Source organism: Pseudacidovorax sp. NFM-22, from assembly GCF_021401245.1.
Lineage (GTDB): Bacteria > Pseudomonadota > Gammaproteobacteria > Burkholderiales > Burkholderiaceae_C > Xenophilus.
This window is the reverse complement of the sequence record NZ_JACBFY010000003.1, coordinates 238,795-254,918: the sequence shown is the minus strand read 5'-3', so window position 1 is coordinate 254,918 and position 16,124 is coordinate 238,795. Positions and strand designations below refer to the sequence as shown.

Here is a 16,124-nt window from a genome sequence, read left to right as displayed (position 1 = left end):
TGTGCCGTTCATCGGTTCTGCAGGGTATCAAGAGCAGCATCCAACGCCGTAACCGCCTCGACGACCGTTCTTACCGTCGCCCGATCGAACTCATGATCGCGCTGAGCGTCGTGCACACCGCTATTGAGGTAACCCCATTCAATACTCGTACCGCTGACATTGAGCAGCCTGACCAACGCCCCTACGGCATCCGGCGCACCCGCATGTTGCGCCGCGATACGCTCGACGGCCGACCGCAACTTGGTGCATTTATTGTTCAGCTCCCAAGGCGCGCGGGGCCCGCTCAGCTTGATGTCGATCCGGCCGTCCGCCCGCCGACCCAGCCACGTCCACAGGCGGTCCGTCAGACTCTCCAGCGCCGGCCGGGCCTGGCGCAGTGCCTCGCGTTTCTCGTCAGCCGCCAACGCCTGCTGGGCCAGAAGAACATAGTTCTTCGCTGGCGGGTCGCTGTCGACCCGCAGTTCGTGCTCTCCCTGATGCGGGAGAAACTTGTAGCGCTTGATGGCCGCGGCGCGGCGCACGCCCAACTCCTGCTGGATGCGGTGCAGGAACTCCTCTGCGTGCGAGGTGAGGATAACCTGCTTGCCGTGGAGCAAACCGTCCTCGAAGAAGGTACGCCAGATGCCATCGCGATGGTCGTCGTCTATCGCATTGACGACGTCATCGAAGATGACCACGGGGCAGCCCTGCGCGAGGTTCTTGGCAAGCAGAATCGCCAGACCCAAGCATTTGATGTGCCCTTCGCTGAAGACGATCAACGCGTCGTAGCGCACGCCCGGCTCGCCGGCGAACTCCACCTCGATCTTGCCGTTCTCGGCCACGGGCAACCACAGCGCGTGCAGCAGATCGCCGGGCGGATCGGCCCGGTTGAATGCGTTGTAGAGATGGCGGGCTTGGTCTCCCAGCCCCTGTAGCAGAACCCCCGGCAGAGCGGTCAGGTATGCCTGAATCTCGGGTAGGAAGCCGTCGTAGGCGGCCTTGACCCGCTGATGGTGCACCACCACCGGCATTTCGTCCGTGGCCGCCTGGATCAGGCCGCGGTTCGCGTCGTCGAATTGGGCCACGGTTTGGCGGGCGGCCGCCAGCTCCTGATCCGCAGTCGTGCGCATGGTCCGCAGCCGTTCGATCTCCAGCTGATGCTGTTGCAGGCGGTCCCGCTCCTGGGCCATCGCGCCGCGCTGGGCATGCACGTCGCGCGCCTGCGCGTCGAAGCCTTCGATGATCTGTGCGATCCGTAAGAGGGCTTGCCAGGCGCGCTGGTCCCCATTCACCCAGCCGCCGAGCCAATTGCCCGCCGACGTGGGAGGCAGCAGTGGCAGGCCCGCGGCCTGCGATTCGGCAGGACAAGCGACCCCAGCCGCCGCCACCACGCGGCGCATTTCGTCCCACAGCGCTCGGACCGCCTCGCTCAACTGCGTCCGATGCCCGGCCTCTTGCTGCTGCAGGACGGCCAGTTGCGCGAGCTGCTCCAGGCCCATTCGCGCCCTGGCGAACGGGTCCTGTGCCACAGCGGCCAGTCCGGTTCCACATGCCGGACACGCGGTCGCCCCGTCCGCCAACGCTTGCACGGCCTCGTAGAGCTTCGCGTACGACACCTCGCCCGCGCGGGCCGCGAGTTGCGCGGAAGACGCTTGCCACAGTCCCTGGACGCGGTAGGCCTCTGCCAGCAACGCTTGCAGGCGGGCCTGGGTCACCTCGTGAATGGCAGGCGGGTTGGCGTCCAGCTGAGCCTGGACATACGGTAGCCGTCCTTGCTGCTGCGGCGTACCCAGCAGCCAGTCCACGCAGGCTTGATAGGTCGCGCCAGGTGACATGCGCTGCGCCAAAGCTTGTTCCAGGCCCTCGACCGCTGCGATCTTCTGCGGGTAGGCGGCGATGGTCTGTTCGGAGTTCGCCAACCGCAGGCGACGCTGCGCCAGCTGCGCCGCCTGCACGCCGGCAAGCATCAGGTCCTGATCGAGCGAGGGGTTGAAGCCGCGCACGAACTCGCTGAACTGGTCCACGCCGAACAGGGTGGCGATGAGCTGGCGCTGATCGCTCGGGGTCCGCGCGGCGATTCGGGCGAAATCGTCGAGGCGGTTCTTCTCGATGAAGCAGAAGCGATACTCAGCTTCGTCGGGCTGGACGGCCTGCGCTTCGCCCGCCGCCGTAGACGACAGGACTGGCGCGACGTGGCGGCGCAGGCGAGCGTTGTTGCAGTACGTCCGCTGGTCGACCCGCTTGGCCTGCGCTTCGCTGATCGAACCGAGCATCGCCACTTCCAAGGCTTCGCAGAAGCTGCTCTTGCCGGTGCCGTTGGCACCGTAGACCAAGGTGATGTCATGGCTGAGGTCGAACGTCTCCTGCCGCATGAATCCTCGAAACGGCCCGACTTCGAGCTGGTGCAGTCGCCCGAGCGCCGGCCCGTTTTCGGGGCCGCGCGCGTCCCCGTCGTAGGCGACAGGCATCTGCGCCAGATGCGCGATGGCCAGCGGCGCCAAGCGCGTGGAGCGCCCCCGGCGTGCAGCACCGACCTCGGCCAGTGGCTGCAGGTGATCGAGCACCAGGTGCGCCAGCCGGCGCACGTCGTCGTGCACGTGCCGCTGCGCCAAGTGCGCCAGGAACCGGTGGTACTCCGAACGTATGCTTGCCACAGCGCCCCCTCACTTGGTCAACCACTGACCGTAAGCCTCCACATCGATCATGGGGACCGTTCCACTGAACTGAAGCTGCGCGATCAGCTTGAAAAGAAACGCGGTCGCCGGCTTGTTTTCGTTGGTGTAGCTGTACGCGCCGCTGGCTTGGTCATAGAAAAAGTGCCCGTGGGCGGCAACGCATCCGATGTCCAGACGCCCCTCGGTGAGGTTTGCGTTCAGCGCCTTGTCCATGGATGGACCCAATGCAGGACTCCATTCGCTCTCGAAGGTGAGCAAGCCACCCAGAATCGGAATCAACGGCTTCGCTGGGTAGGTCCCGCCAGCGTGCGGGATCGGCAGGCTCGTGCGGTGCAGCCTGCGCACACTGGCGACCTTCTCCTGGGCATAGGCCACAAGCCCCGCGTCAGCCGTCTGCTTGGCCTCGAAAACGGCGTACACGCTTTCGGCTGGAATGATCGTCTCGTTCTCGTAGGTGAAGATAAAAGGCGAATATTGCCGATCAAACACCACCACATCGATCTGCTGGCTGAAGTTCCCCAGGCTGTCCACCACATGCGCCTTGGCCGCCTGGTACCGTTTGGGCAGATAGGTATCCAGCATGTCGATCCAGACGTTCTCGCTCGCATCCCCCTTCGTACCCGGGTGACCGAAGGTCTTGCGTACTACGGACAAGCGCTGCTGGATGTCCTCATGCAGGGACGACAGGAGCTGGGAAAGCGACCACTGGGACATGCTGTACCTCGATGGGACGTGTATGGAAGCCGATGGAATCAGGACAGTGGGAACTTGGGGCCAAACAGTGCGCGCCAGGCGCGAAGCGCTTCGATATTGCGACCACGACGCGCGTGGTCGATGGCGATGCTTGCGTCTTGGCTCGCCTGGAACAGCAGCTGCTGCGCGCGCTGCTTGCGCGCGGCATCCATATCGTTGCTGATCGCCGGGCCAAGTCCGGCGGGATCCGGCCACTCGTCATGAACTCGATCGGCAAGCGTGGCAAAGAACGACTGGATCTCGCGATCGAACGATCCTCCCCAGCCGCCGTAAAGACACTCAAGGGCCATTACCTCGATCAGGAACGAGGGCTTCACCGGCTTCAGATCGCCGTGCTTGGGATTGTTGTTCCAGTACTTCACCATGCGCACGAGACCTTTCCACTCATTGCCATAGGCTTGGTGCGCTGCGGTCGCCTTGTCCTTATGGATCTCCGGGTCCGTCTTGATCCACTTTCCGGACGCCGTATCGGGGATCTCATACTGGTCGCCGGTATCGAATGCGGGCACCGCATCCACGCTGACCACCCGGTAGTCCGTGTTGTCCTCCGCGTCGATGTGAACACCGAAATCCACGTTGATCGAGCGCGCCTGTTTGCGCACGGCCGCCGAACCGTATTTCTCCACCAATGCAGAGTGGAAATCATCCAGCACTACCGATGCGGCCTTGCCGTGGTAATGCTTCTCCGAGTCCTTCAGCACGAAGAAGATGTCGATATCCTTGAGCGGCTTCGTCTTCGTGTATCGAGCATAGGAACCGGTCAGGAAGCTGCGCGCAATGCCGAACTTGGTCTGCAGGTAGTCCCGCACTTCGTTCTGGCGTTGCGAGGCATTCTTCTGTTCGCGTTCGTTGAGTTCCAGACGCGACTTGAACTTGCGAAAAGCTTCATCGATCGACAGCATCAGCGTTGCCTCCAATATCCGGCCTGACCCGCCAGGCCGCTGTGTTCGACAGTCGAGCCTAGGCTCTGCTTGACCATTCCATCCGTCGAGCGATAACTTCCTTTGCTCCATCCCTCCACATCAGGTCGCCCTGGCTTTGTATCGAGCATTAACTTGTACTTGGCCTGCGATGGCAGCAGCCCAGCTTTCTTGATCGCGTACTTCAACTGCTCGGTATCTGTCCAGAAGCTGCCGTCGCCATCGGACCACCCATACACGATGTCGATATCCCATCGGGTCACGAGCTTGTCGGTTGCCGGGTTGTAGATCTCCAGAATCACCTTGCGCAGATCACCGGTCCCGAGCCACGTCTTGATGGCTCGGGTATTGCTCTCCCAGCGATCCGCAAAGTGCTCAGGGTCCAGCCCACTGAGCAGGATGATGTCTTTCAAGCTCTTGAGGATGTTGTCGGTCACATAGGTAACCGAGTGCGTGTACGAGTAGGTGGCGACGGTGCTCATGACTTGAGGAAACCTCCGAGGTCGAGCGACAGCGCTTGCCCAGCATCGGCCTGCGCCTGCGTGGCAATTCCTTGGCTCAAGTCCCGTGCAATGATGCGAGAACTGTGCTTTTTGAGCGCGCTTTGCACCCAGCCGAGCTGCTCCTTCGGACACGGCAGCGAGACTCCCCAGTCTCCCTTCAACGGCTCGAACCCCAAGACTTCTTCGTTGGCATCATCACCATAGATCGCGTCTTCGTCGAAGAGGCAGTAGATCCTGGTCCGTGGTCCATCGCATGTCGCAACGATGGGCGCGCTCTTGGGTGCCTGGTCGGCGATCAAGCTGGCGGCCACGCCCGTCACGGCCCTGAGTTCAGAGCGAGCCGTGCCGTCCTTGCCCTGAGTGAGCAGTTCGACAATGGCATCCCATGTCTGCAACGCATCGCGGTGCGGCGAGCTGCGAAACGTCCGGCTGACAACGGTGGTCATTTTTGCTTCCCTCCTTGAAGGCGCATTTGCTTTGCCTGTCGTATCGCACTGCGCAAGTGCTCTACGGAAAGCTTGTTCGGATCGATAGCCACTTGCGGGTCGGCCGCGAGGGCGTTGGCTACGACCTTGCGAATGGCCCGACCATCCAATCCGACGCACTCGCCAGCGCACGCGTCGAACTGGTGAGCCGAGGAAAGCTTGCCAATCCCCGGAAATGTCTTTGCCAGGCCATTCAGGCAGTCCACTAGGATCTGCTTGCAGGCATCCTTGCCGGGCAGTGGCACCTCCATCACCATGTCGCAACGAGATAGGAAGGCACTGTCGACGGCCTGTGGGAAGTTGCTGGTGGCCACGAACAGCAGATGCGGGTTGCGTTCGGCCAACATGTCCAACTGCACCAACACCGCGTCGGTGGCCCGGTGCACATCAACCGGGTTGGCTTCCAGGCTGAGCTTCGCTCGATCAGCCGCAAGCGTTTCGACCTCGTCCAGAAGGACGATCGTCGGGCCCGCCGCTGCGGATTCTGCGATCGATTGCGAGAACAGGTCTGCCACGGCGCGTTGAGTCTTTCCCATTGCAGAGCTCGTCAGCGTGTGAGGCTCCACTTCCAGCAATCGAAACTTCGCAGAAGAAAAAGATTCGGCCACACGATGCGCCAAGCCCCGTGCCAAGGAGGTCTTCCCAGTCCCCGGCGGGCCGACCAACAAGATCACGCCGTGCAGGGGGAGTACCGTGCGCTCCACCTTGGGGCGCACCGTGAAGTTGACGATCGCTTGTGACAGCAACTGTTTTTTGATGGCTTCGTCCATCACGATCGAATCCCACAAGTCACCCAGCGACTTATCCGGCAGCTTCCAGCTTCGATGGATGCCTTTCGGCAAAGTGGCGTCTGATGAAGGATTCTTGGTCATCCGTGGCTCTCGGCGGGTCAGAGAATGGTGCGATAGGTCGCCAGCACCTTGGTCGTTTGCACAAGGCCTTGGCGCAGCAGGATTTCGAGATAGCGGTCCACATCGATCGGCGGATGCTTGAGTTGGGCACGCTGGCGCTGCGCAGCCGACACTACGGCGGCCGCATCCAGATCCAGCAGGTTGTCCACAAACTCATCGGGGTGCTGCGATTCGATGCCGTACGGAGCCAGCAGATCGTTCGGGAAATCACGTTCGTTGAACGTCACAATCACGCTCGCACCGCAGCGAATCGCCGCAGCCAGGACGTGCCGATCGTTCGGATCGGGTAATGTCAGGCCTGCCACGAGCGCTTCGTAGCCCTCCACCAAGCCGTCCGGAATGGCCCTGTCCATGAGATCCGACGTCCTGTCGACCTGAACCCGGGTGAGATCGGGGCGGTTGATCAACAGATTGCGTTTCCACTCCTCATGAATGGCTTGGCTCCACCGCGCCCGGAAGCGGCCAGACAGGCCGAGCCACATCAGGAAATCCCGCAGTGGCGCGGGATATAGAACGCACGCGTCGTAGACGGCGGTGAATGGGGAATGCCTCATTCGTATCCCATTCCCAACTCTTGCGACTGCTGAGCGAGTTCGGCCATCGCCTGCTCACTGGCGCGCTCGCGCGCTTCCTTGTACTGCATCAGATCGGCGAACCTCACCCTGCGGTGCTTGCCGGTGCGATGAAATGCCAACACCCCATCTTCTAGCAGCTTGACGAAATGGGGACGGGACACGTTGAGCAAGTCCGCCGCCTCTTGGGTCGTCAGCTCTGCATGGACGGGCACCACCTTTACTGCATTGCCATCGGCCAACTCGGCCAGGATGTCGACCAGCAGGCGTAAAGCCGAGGTAGGCAGTTCCACCTGATGAGCCTGTTTGTGGTCATCAAAGATCTGGATGTGCTGCGTCTCGAACTGGGTTGCGAGGTAAGCCGCCAAGGCACGTTGACCCTGGACGGCTGCCTTAACCTCTCCCGCGGCGGGAAGGGTCATCTTGGATTGGGCAGTGGCGGTGGTCATGGGTAGCTCCTAAGCGAAAACGGTTGCAGAGCCGATCATATTCGAAACACTCGAAAAACGCAATAATCGAAACTCCACCCGGGCTTTTGTAGGTTCGCTCGCGGTATGCCCAATCCGGTCGTCCGCCAGTTCCTATTGTTTGCGGCCTAAAACAGCCCTGATCTCCACGATCACCCCATTGCTGATCACACAGGAATGGCGCGATGGTGGCTTCGATCTGGCTGCGCGCCGCGCATCGCGGCGTGCCCACTTTTCTCGTGACGGCCCTCCTGCTGGGTCAGTCCCAGATGGCCTTGGCCGAGTCTCCGGCACAGCGCCAGGAGCTGGTCGCCGCACTGCGCCAGCTCGACGCGCTGGAGCGCACCGTCGCGGACAGCGCCGCGCATGCCCCCATCCAGCCGGGCGAGCGCTACCACTTCGACTACCCGCGGCTGCTGGCTGACCTGGCGCGCGTTCGCGCCGGCATCCAGTTTCACCTGACGCCATCGCGCGCTCAGCCGCGCGACCCCTCCGAACTGGCCGGCGACTACCGCACCGAGCGGGCGGCCGAGCCGCTGCCGGCGACGACTGCGGGGGGCAAGCAATGAACGGCGCCCAGGTCTCGGCATTTCAAGCCAACAGCGGCATCGCGCCTTCCGCAATGGCGACCGTCCTGGTCGGCGTCGTGTTCGCGGTCCTGCTCGTGTGGGGCGTCTGGGCCATCCGAACGGCCTACGTGGGGTGGTCCGAGAGCCGCCTCAACCAGCGCCAGTTCCTCGGCGTCTGCATCCGCTTCGTCGCGATGTACCTCGTCCTGAGTTTCTTCCTTCTGTCCTGACCTGAAAGGCCCGACCATGCACAACCGCATCCTCACTTCCCGTCTCGCCCAGCGCGCCGCCATGGCCCTGGGCGCCGCCGCGCTGCCCGCGCTGTCGTTCGCGCAAGGCCTGCCGCAGTTGGAGAACCCGACGCGCGGCACCGGCAACGGCATCATGGAGACGATCCGCAACTACGGCTACGACATCATCATGCTCGTGGCCCTGCTGGTGGTGGCGTCGATGTTCATCGGCGTCTGCTACCACGCCTACGGAACCTACGCGGAGATCCACACCGGCCGCAAGACGTGGGGCCAATTCGGCCTCACGGTCGCCATCGGCGCCGTGTTGCTCGTGATCGGCATCTGGCTGCTCACCGAAGCCACGGGCATCCTGTAAGGCGAGGCCGGTATGTCCGAGCAGCAGCACGTCCGTGCGGACGGGACGGTCACGTTCCTTCCGCACCGGCTCAACCGCCATCCCGTTGTCGTGCGCGGCCTCACCGCCGACGAGCTGTGGATCTGCTGCGGCCTGTCCGGCGCCGCCGGCCTGCTGGTCGGCGCGCCGCTTTCGTGGGTGTTCCGCACGATCGCCATCGCACCGACGTTCGTTGTCCTGGGCGTGGCCTTGGGCGTGTTCATCGGCGGCGGCATCCTGCGCCGCCTCAAGCGTGGGCGCCCCGACACCTGGCTTTATCGGCAGTTGCAGTGGCGCATCGCAACGGGCCATCCGCTGATGGCCGGCTGGGTGGGCGGCCACGTGCTGATCTCGCGCTCGGGCTTCTGGTCCACCCGCAGGAGCATGCGATGAGTCGCTTCAAGAACGAGATCGCCCACCTGCAGGCGCACATCAAGACCTTGCGCCTGGGCGCGGGCGCGCTGGTCATTGTCGCCCTGGTCATGGGCGGCGGCTGGTGGAGCGCGCCGCGCGACCTGACCATCCACGTCCCGCCCGACCTGCGCTCTGGCAGTACCCGCAAGTGGTGGGAAGTGCCGCCCGAATCGGTCTATGCGTTCACGTTCTACGTGTTCCAGACGCTGAACCGCTGGCCGACCAATGGCGAAGAAGACTACTCGCGCAACCTCCACACGCTCTCGCCGTACCTCACCCCGTCCTGCCAGGCCTTCCTTCGCGCGGACTACGACTACCGCCGCTCCACCGGCGAGCTACGCCAGCGCGTGCGCGGCATCTACGAGATTCCCGGCCGCGGCTATGGCGACGACCCCACGGCGCGCGTGCGCACCGTGTCCGATCGCGACTGGGTGGTGACGCTGGACATCACGGCGGACGAGTACTACGGCGCCGAGCAGGTCAAGCGCGCCCTGGTGCGTTATCCGATCAAGGTCACGCGGGTGGACGTCGATCCCGCCCGCAACCCGTTCGGCCTGGCGCTGGACTGCTACGAAGGCGCGCCCCAGCGCATCAGTGCACCGGAGCCGGCGCGCCCGGCGTCGAGTGGCCTGTCTCCGCAAGCGCCTCAAGGAGGAAACACCCCATGAAGCATCCTGTACTCGCGCTGCTGGGGCTACTGGCCGTGGCCGCGGCACCCGTCGCCCAGGCGGTGGAGATCCTGCGTTGGGAACGCATGCCACTGGCAGTGCCGCTGAAGGTCGGTCAGGAACGCATCGTGTTCATCGACCGGAACGTGCGCGTGGGCGTGCCCGCGGGCGTGGGCGAACGCCTGCGCGTGCAGAGTGCGGGTGGCGCGGTGTACCTGCGCGCCAGCGAGCCGATCGAGCCCACGCGGTTGCAACTGCAGGACGCCGACACGGGCGCGCTGATCCTGCTGGACATCGCAGCCGAACCGCCCAAGGACGGGGAAGCCGAGCTGGAGCCGGTGCGCATCGTCGAGGGTGACAGCGCACCGGGACGCTATGGCGAGCAGGCCGACAGTGCCGAGGCCCCGGCACGCGCCCAGGGCCAGGCAGGTGCGCGGACCGCGCGGCGCGAAACTCCGGTCCCTGTCGTGCTGACGCGCTTCGCCGCGCAGAACCTCTACGCACCGCTGCGCACCGTCGAGCCGCTTCCGGGCGTCATGCGGGTCAACCTGCCCCGCGACCTCGACCTGGACACACTGATGCCAACGCTGCCGGTGCGCGCGGTCGCGCTCGCGTCGTGGCGCCTGGAAGACCAATGGGTGACTGCCGTGCGCCTTACCAACACCGGCGCCGACTGGGTCGCGCTCGACCCGCGCGTGCTGCAAGGCGATTTCCTCACCGCCACCTTCCAGCACGAGGCGCTGGGCCCGCGCGGCACGCCCGAGGACACGACCGTCCTCTACCTGGTCACGGGCGGCCGCGGCCTCGCGCAGTCGCTGCTGCCGGCGATTCACCGCTTCGACCCTGCCGTGCATCTGCCGCAGCCGGACGGCGACGAGAACGCCAAGGAGGCCCGCCATGCGCAGTAACGGCCTGCTCAAGTGGCTGATGATCCCTGTCGCCATCCTGGTGCTGTTCGTCGGTATCCGGCTGTTCTCGGGTGGAGGCAGCACGGCGCCACCCGCGGCGGACAACGGCGCCCAGCTCACGCCCGAGGAAATGAAGGCGCTGGGCATCGAAGGCGACACCCCGCGCGACACCGTGGCGACGCTCGTTGCCCAAGTGAAGCAGTTGCGCACCGAGCTTCAGACCGCGCTCTCGGACAACAAGTCGCAGCGTGAAGAGAACCAGCGACTGCGCCAGCGCGAGAACTCCATCGACCAGCGCATCAACTCGGCGCTCGAATCCGAGCGGTCCAACCTGCGCCGCGACCAGGAGCAGGCGGCCAGCGCGCGCCAGCAGACCGAAGGGCTGCTCGCCGACCTGCAGCGGCGCCTGGACAGCATCGGCGGGCGCGGCGGCGGCCATGCGGACCTGCCCGTGGGCCTGGGGCTGCAGGGCGGCGACGAGGCCGGCATGGAGGGCGGCGTGCGGTGGGTCGAGCCGGACGACGCAAAGCCCGCCGAGGGGCGCAACGGCGGTCGTGGCGCGAGCGGCGGAATGAGCTTCCCCACGAGCTTCGGCCCGGCGCAGAGCACGCTCGAAACCACCGCGGAAACCGTGGCCAACGCGGGCGCCCGCGCCTCTGGGGTCAAGAGTGCCAAGCCGGTCTATACCGTGCCGACCAACTCCACGCTCATGGGTTCGGTCGCCATGACCGCGCTGATCGGCCGCGTGCCGATCGACGGCACGGTCAACGATCCCTATCCGTTCAAAGTCCTGGTCGGGCCGGACAACCTGACCGCCAATGGCATCGACATTCCCGACGTGGCCGGCGCCGTGTTCAGCGGCACCGCATCGGGCGACTGGACGCTTTCGTGCGTGCGCGGCCAGGTGCGCAGCATCACGTTCGTCTTCAACGACGGCACGATCCGCACGATCCCCGAAGACCGCGAGGGCAACCAGCAGAACAACCAGCAACGCGACGGCTTGGGCTGGATCAGCGACCCGCACGGCATCCCCTGCGTCAGCGGCGAGCGGCGCAGCAACGCCCAGCAGTACCTCGGCTCGCAGGCCCTGATCACCGCGGCCGGTGCCGGCGTGGCCTCGCTCATCGAGAGCGACAGCGGCCGCATGTCCTATGTCGGCTCGGACGGCTCCATCGGCACCGTGGGCATCACCGGCCAGGAAGCGGTCGGCCAGATTCTCGCGGGCGGTGTCCGGGACATGTCGGCCTGGGTCAACAAGCTCTACGGCCAGGCGTTCGCCGCCGTCTATGTGCAGCCCGGCGCCAAGGTCGCCGTCCACCTCGAAAAACCGCTCGCCATCGACTTCGATCCCGAAGGCCGCAAGGTCGATCACCGCGCAGGAGAAAGCCATGCTCTCGAACTCGATTAAGGGCCTGGTGCTGGCCCTCGCCGTCGCGGTGCTCGGCGGCTGCGCCACCAGCAAGGAAAAGCTGCTGACCCACGGTGACCGCACGATGATGGACATCTGGCAGCAGGAGGCCGGCGACGGCGGTGGCGCAGCCGGACGGAACGCCGGCCGCCAGCTGCTCGATGCGCGCCAGAGCCTGCGTCGGCCCCTGACCGACGCCGACGTGCAGGCCGCACCTGTCGAGCAGATGCGCTACACGCGCACCGCGCGCAATGAGGTCCACCGCCAGTTCCAGCGCCTGCCCAATCCCGATCTCGTGATGTACGTGTACCCGCATCTGGCCGGCACCGATCCCGTGCCGGTGCCCGGCTACACGACCGTCTTCCCGCTCTACCAGCGCATCCAGTACGCGATGCCGGGCGAGCGCGTGGAGGACTACTGATGCGGTGGAAACTCCCATGGCCGAAGCTGGCCGGCGCCGGCTCCAGTAGCCCGGCTAGCGATGAGCAGCCGGACAGCTGGCAGCGCCACGTCGAGGCCTTGCGCCAGGCCGGCATCCCCGAACCCGGTTCGGCAGTCCACGGCCGCAAGCCAGCGACCGTGGCCGACGAGCAGGCGCTGTACGACGTTGCGCCGTCCTTCGTGGAACTGCTGCCCTGGGTGGAGTTCTTGCCCGGGTCGAAATCGATGCTCCTGGAGGATGGCCAATCGGTGGCGGCGTTCTACGAACTGGTGCCGCTGGGCACCGAAGGCCGGGAACCCGGCTGGCTCGCGCATGCCCGCGACGCCCTGGAAAACGCGCTTCAGGACAGTTTCGATGAACTGGACGAGAACCCGTGGGTGCTCCAGCTCTATGCCCAGGACGAACCGAGCTTCGACCAGTACATGCAGACCTTGCGCGATTACGTGCAGCCACGTGCGCGCGGCTCGGCGTTCACCGAGTTCTACTTGCGCTTCTTCGGCCACCACCTGCGCGCTGTGGCCAAGCCCGGCGGCCTGTTCGAGGACACGGTGGTTACGCGGCTGCGCTGGCGCGGGCAGACGCGGCGTGTGTGCATGGTGGTGTACCGCCGCGCGAGCGGACAGGGACAGGCAAACCGCCGCGGCCAGACACCCGAGCAGATGCTGGGCATCGTCTGCGACCGCCTATGCGGCGGCCTGGCGAACGCCGGCATCCAGGCCCGGCGCATGGTTGCAGCGGACGTTCACGACTGGCTGCTGCGATGGTTCAACCCGCGCCCCACGCTGCTCGGCCCTGGGGTGGAGGACCGGGAGCGCTTCTACGCGTTGGCGCGCTATCCGGACAGTACCGAGGAAAGCGAGGCCGGCGAGATCGAGTTGGCGAGCGGGCGGGATTTCAGCCAGCGGCTGTTCTTTGGGCAGCCGCGCTCGGACGTGGCGCAAGGGGCCTGGTACTTCGACGGCATGCCGCACCGCGTGCTGATCACCGACCGGCTGCGCATGCCGCCCGGCACCGGGCACCTGACCGGCGAGACCCGCAAGGGAGACGCGATCAACACGCTATTCGATCAGATGCCCGAGGACACCTTGATGTGTCTCACCATGGTGGCCACGCCGCAGGACGTCCTCGAATCGGACCTCAACCATCTGGCGAAGAAAGCTGTGGGCGAGACGCTGGCGTCGGAGCAGACGCTCAAGGACGTGCATGAAGCCCGCTCCCTGATCGGCAGCGCGCACAAGCTCTACCGGGGCACTCTGGCGTTCTACCTACGCGGGCGCGACGAGGCGGAACTGGATCGGCGCGGCCTGGACCTCGCGAACGTGATGCTCAACGCCGGCCTGCAGCCGGTGCGCGAGGACGACGAGGTGGCGCCGCTCAACAGCTACCTGCGCTGGCTGCCGTGCTGCTACAACCCCGGCAAGGACCGGCGCCGGTGGTACACGCAACTGATGTTCGCCCAGCACGCGGCGAACCTGTCGCCGGTGTGGGGCCGCGCCCAGGGCACGGGGCACCCCGGCATCACGATGTTCAATCGCGGAGGCGGCCCGATTACGTTTGACCCCTTGAACAGGTTGGATCGGCAGATGAATGCCCATCTGTTCCTGTTCGGTCCCACGGGCTCGGGCAAGAGCGCCACGCTCAACAACCTGCTGAACCAGGTCACCGCGATCTATCGGCCGCGCCTCTTCATCGTGGAAGCCGGCAACAGCTTCGGCTTGTTCAGCGACTTCGCCAGGCGCCTGGGGCTGACCGTGAACCGGGTCAAGCTGGCACCCGGCTCGGGCATCAGCCTGGCGCCGTTCGCCGACGCACGCCGGCTGATCGAAACGCCCAGCGACGTGCAGACGCTCGATGCCGATGCACTGGACGAAGACCTGCCACCGGATGCCTCGGCCATGGAGGCGGACGAGCAGCGCGACGTGCTGGGCGAGCTGGAGATCACGGCACGGCTGATGATCACGGGCGGCGAAGACAAGGAAGAAGCGCGGATGACGCGGGCCGACCGCTCGCTGATCCGCCAGTGCATCCTCGACGCGGCCGAACATTGCGTGGCAGAGAAGCGCACTGTGCTCACGCGCGATGTGCGCAATGCGCTGCGCACCCGCGGCCAGGACCCGACGTTGCCCGAGATGCGGCGCGTGCGGCTGCTGGAGATGGCGGACGCGATGGACATGTTCTGCCAAGGCACGGACGGCGAGATGTTCGACCGCGACGGCACGCCGTGGCCCGAGGCCGACATCACGCTGGTCGATCTGGCGACCTACGCCCGCGAGGGCTACAACGCGCAGCTCTCGATCGCGTACATCAGCCTCATCAGCACGGTGAACAACATCGCGGAGCGTGACCAGTATCTCGGCCGCCCGATCATCAACGTGACCGACGAAGGCCACGTGATCACCAAGAACCCGCTGCTCGCGCCGTATACCGTGAAAATTACAAAAATGTGGCGCAAGCTGGGGGCCTGGTACTGGCTAGCTACACAAAATATTGACGACCTACCGCGCGCCGCGGAGCCGATGCTCAACATGATCGAGTGGTGGATCTGCCTGTCGATGCCCCCCGATGAAGTGGAGAAGATCGCGCGGTTCCGCGAACTGAGCCAAGCGCAGAAAGCGCTGATGCTCTCGGCACGCAAGGAAGCGGGCAAGTTCACCGAGGGCGTCATCCTCTCCAAGAGCATGGAGGTGCTCTTCCGCGCCGTGCCGCCGAGCCTGTATCTCGCGCTCGCGCAGACCGAACCCGAAGAGAAGGCCGAGCGCTACCAGCTCATGCAGCAGCACGGCGTCAGCGAGTTGGATGCCGCCTTCAAGGTGGCCGAGAAGATCGACCGGGCACGCGGCATCGAGTCGCCGGCCCTGGACCTGCCCTGAATCTGCCGTACACCGGAGAACGCCATGGAACAGAAACGCCCATCCATTCCGATGCAGGTCCAGGCGTTCCGTCGTCGGCGCTGGCAGTTCCGCTGGCCCTGGGCATTGGCCGCGGTGCTGGTTGCGCTGCTGCTGATCTGGCTCGTGTCACGTTCGCCAGGCGGGTCCACACCTCAGACTTCGGCGCCAGTCAGCGACACGCAGGTGGCTGGGCCTCCGTGGCAGATGGGCAATCCGGAAGGGCGTTTCACGCTGACGCTCTACGCGGACCTCGAATGCCCGTTCTGCCGGTCCTATTTTCCAGTGCTCAAGCGTTGGGTGGCCGGCAATGCGGACGTGACCTTGCAATGGCACCACCTGCCGTTGGCCGCGCATGAGCCAGCCGCGTCCGCCGAAGCGCGCCTGGCGGAATGCGCGGGCGAAGCCGGCAGCCATGCCGCCTTTTGGCAGGCCGTCGAATGGGTCTATGCCCACACGCGGAGCGACGGCCAGGGCTTGCCTGAAGGGCTGCGCTACCCCGACCTCACTCCAGCGATCGAGCAGTGTCTGGCGAGCGAGCGGCCCGATGCACCGATCCGCGCCCAGACGGCGGAAGCCACGAACAGCGGCGTGATCGCCACGCCATCGCTGCGGCTGCACGATCGCGAAACCGGCAAGGCGATCCTGCTGCAGGGCCCGATCGAGGGCGATGCCTTGCTGTCGGCCATGGACATGCTCGCGGCCGGCGATCCCGCCGCCATACCCACATCGGAAATGCCTGCCGACGTCGTCGGCGACATGCCCAGGTAGCCCCGGTCTTCAAGGCTACGGCGCAGTCCGCTGCGCTGACCGCAACCCGTTCGCCTCGCATCCTGGCCGCGAACGATCACCGCCACCGCGGTGATGGATGCACCTTGTTCGTTCCCCAGGAGGGCTTGCCCTCCCCGGGCGCGCGCCCTCCGATCTCACCATTTGGA

At 65.4% G+C, this 16,124-nt stretch carries 18 protein-coding genes; 10 read left to right on the top strand and 8 right to left on the bottom strand.

The features are described from left to right. Window positions 1–8: 8 nt before the first annotated feature. From L0984_RS12120 to L0984_RS12085, 8 genes are read right to left on the bottom strand one after another with little or no spacing between them, the layout of a single operon-like run. A complete protein-coding gene (locus L0984_RS12120) occupies window positions 9–2,633 on the bottom strand; it encodes an AAA family ATPase (protein ID WP_003153642.1) in 2,625 nt (874 codons plus the stop codon). Between the two features lie 9 nt (window positions 2,634–2,642). Beyond that, window positions 2,643–3,368, bottom strand: a complete 726-nt coding sequence (nucC, locus tag L0984_RS12115; protein WP_003050273.1) for a CBASS effector endonuclease NucC — start codon at window positions 3,366–3,368, stop codon at window positions 2,643–2,645. Window positions 3,369–3,406: 38 nt separating this feature from the next. After that, on the bottom strand, window positions 3,407–4,309 hold the full coding sequence (locus tag L0984_RS12110) for a CBASS oligonucleotide cyclase (RefSeq protein ID WP_003153640.1): 903 nt from the start codon (window positions 4,307–4,309) through the stop codon (window positions 3,407–3,409). Continuing rightward, complete coding sequence (gene cap7 / locus L0984_RS12105) at window positions 4,309–4,809, bottom strand: type III CBASS phage resistance system CD-NTase-associated protein Cap7 (RefSeq protein ID WP_003090159.1); 501 nt, start codon at window positions 4,807–4,809, stop codon at window positions 4,309–4,311. Before cap7 ends, L0984_RS12110 begins: the two co-directional genes overlap by 1 nt. Next, window positions 4,806–5,276: a type III CBASS phage resistance system CD-NTase-associated protein Cap8 gene (cap8, locus tag L0984_RS12100; protein WP_003153638.1), complete on the bottom strand. Its 471-nt coding sequence runs from the start codon at window positions 5,274–5,276 to the stop codon at window positions 4,806–4,808. The genes cap7 and cap8 overlap by 4 nt, the downstream gene beginning before the upstream one ends. Further along, on the bottom strand, window positions 5,273–6,187 hold the full coding sequence (cap6, locus tag L0984_RS12095) for a CBASS system CD-NTase-associated protein Cap6 (RefSeq protein WP_003050256.1): 915 nt from the start codon (window positions 6,185–6,187) through the stop codon (window positions 5,273–5,275). The genes cap8 and cap6 overlap by 4 nt, the downstream gene beginning before the upstream one ends. Before the next feature lie 17 nt (window positions 6,188–6,204). Then, window positions 6,205–6,780 (bottom strand): PIN domain-containing protein, encoded by a 576-nt coding sequence (locus tag L0984_RS12090; protein WP_003153636.1) that lies wholly within the window; start codon window positions 6,778–6,780, stop codon window positions 6,205–6,207. Next, window positions 6,777–7,247: a helix-turn-helix domain-containing protein gene (locus L0984_RS12085; RefSeq protein ID WP_003050245.1), complete on the bottom strand. Its 471-nt coding sequence runs from the start codon at window positions 7,245–7,247 to the stop codon at window positions 6,777–6,779. Before L0984_RS12085 ends, L0984_RS12090 begins: the two co-directional genes overlap by 4 nt. 203 nt (window positions 7,248–7,450) lie before the next feature. On the opposite strand from L0984_RS12085, the gene L0984_RS12080 reads away from it, so the two are divergent. From L0984_RS12080 to L0984_RS12035, 10 genes are read left to right on the top strand one after another with little or no spacing between them, the layout of a single operon-like run. After that, window positions 7,451–7,834, top strand: coding sequence for an integrative conjugative element protein, RAQPRD family (locus tag L0984_RS12080; RefSeq protein WP_003090167.1), 384 nt, complete (start codon window positions 7,451–7,453; stop codon window positions 7,832–7,834). Continuing rightward, complete coding sequence (locus L0984_RS12075; protein WP_003050225.1) at window positions 7,831–8,064, top strand: TIGR03758 family integrating conjugative element protein; 234 nt, start codon at window positions 7,831–7,833, stop codon at window positions 8,062–8,064. The genes L0984_RS12080 and L0984_RS12075 overlap by 4 nt, the downstream gene beginning before the upstream one ends. 16 nt (window positions 8,065–8,080) lie before the next feature. Continuing rightward, window positions 8,081–8,440, top strand: a complete 360-nt coding sequence (locus L0984_RS12070; RefSeq protein WP_003153634.1) for a TIGR03745 family integrating conjugative element membrane protein — start codon at window positions 8,081–8,083, stop codon at window positions 8,438–8,440. Window positions 8,441–8,452: 12 nt separating this feature from the next. Continuing rightward, window positions 8,453–8,851: a TIGR03750 family conjugal transfer protein gene (locus L0984_RS12065; RefSeq protein ID WP_003153632.1), complete on the top strand. Its 399-nt coding sequence runs from the start codon at window positions 8,453–8,455 to the stop codon at window positions 8,849–8,851. Next, window positions 8,848–9,540, top strand: coding sequence for a PFL_4703 family integrating conjugative element protein (locus tag L0984_RS12060; protein ID WP_004350603.1), 693 nt, complete (start codon window positions 8,848–8,850; stop codon window positions 9,538–9,540). The genes L0984_RS12065 and L0984_RS12060 overlap by 4 nt, the downstream gene beginning before the upstream one ends. Beyond that, window positions 9,537–10,448, top strand: a complete 912-nt coding sequence (locus tag L0984_RS12055) for a TIGR03749 family integrating conjugative element protein (RefSeq protein WP_004350604.1) — start codon at window positions 9,537–9,539, stop codon at window positions 10,446–10,448. The genes L0984_RS12060 and L0984_RS12055 overlap by 4 nt, the downstream gene beginning before the upstream one ends. Next, the gene (locus L0984_RS12050; RefSeq protein ID WP_004350605.1) at window positions 10,438–11,856 is read left to right on the top strand and encodes a TIGR03752 family integrating conjugative element protein; all 1,419 of its coding nucleotides are present in this window, start codon (window positions 10,438–10,440) and stop codon (window positions 11,854–11,856) included. The genes L0984_RS12055 and L0984_RS12050 overlap by 11 nt, the downstream gene beginning before the upstream one ends. Continuing rightward, window positions 11,837–12,277, top strand: a complete 441-nt coding sequence (locus tag L0984_RS12045) for a TIGR03751 family conjugal transfer lipoprotein (protein WP_003149753.1) — start codon at window positions 11,837–11,839, stop codon at window positions 12,275–12,277. The genes L0984_RS12050 and L0984_RS12045 overlap by 20 nt, the downstream gene beginning before the upstream one ends. Next, window positions 12,277–15,168, top strand: coding sequence for a conjugative transfer ATPase (locus tag L0984_RS12040; RefSeq protein ID WP_234193876.1), 2,892 nt, complete (start codon window positions 12,277–12,279; stop codon window positions 15,166–15,168). Before L0984_RS12045 ends, L0984_RS12040 begins: the two co-directional genes overlap by 1 nt. A gap of 24 nt (window positions 15,169–15,192) precedes the next feature. Continuing rightward, on the top strand, window positions 15,193–15,957 hold the full coding sequence (locus tag L0984_RS12035; protein WP_003149757.1) for a DsbA family protein: 765 nt from the start codon (window positions 15,193–15,195) through the stop codon (window positions 15,955–15,957). The last annotated feature ends 167 nt before the right edge of the window (window positions 15,958–16,124 follow it).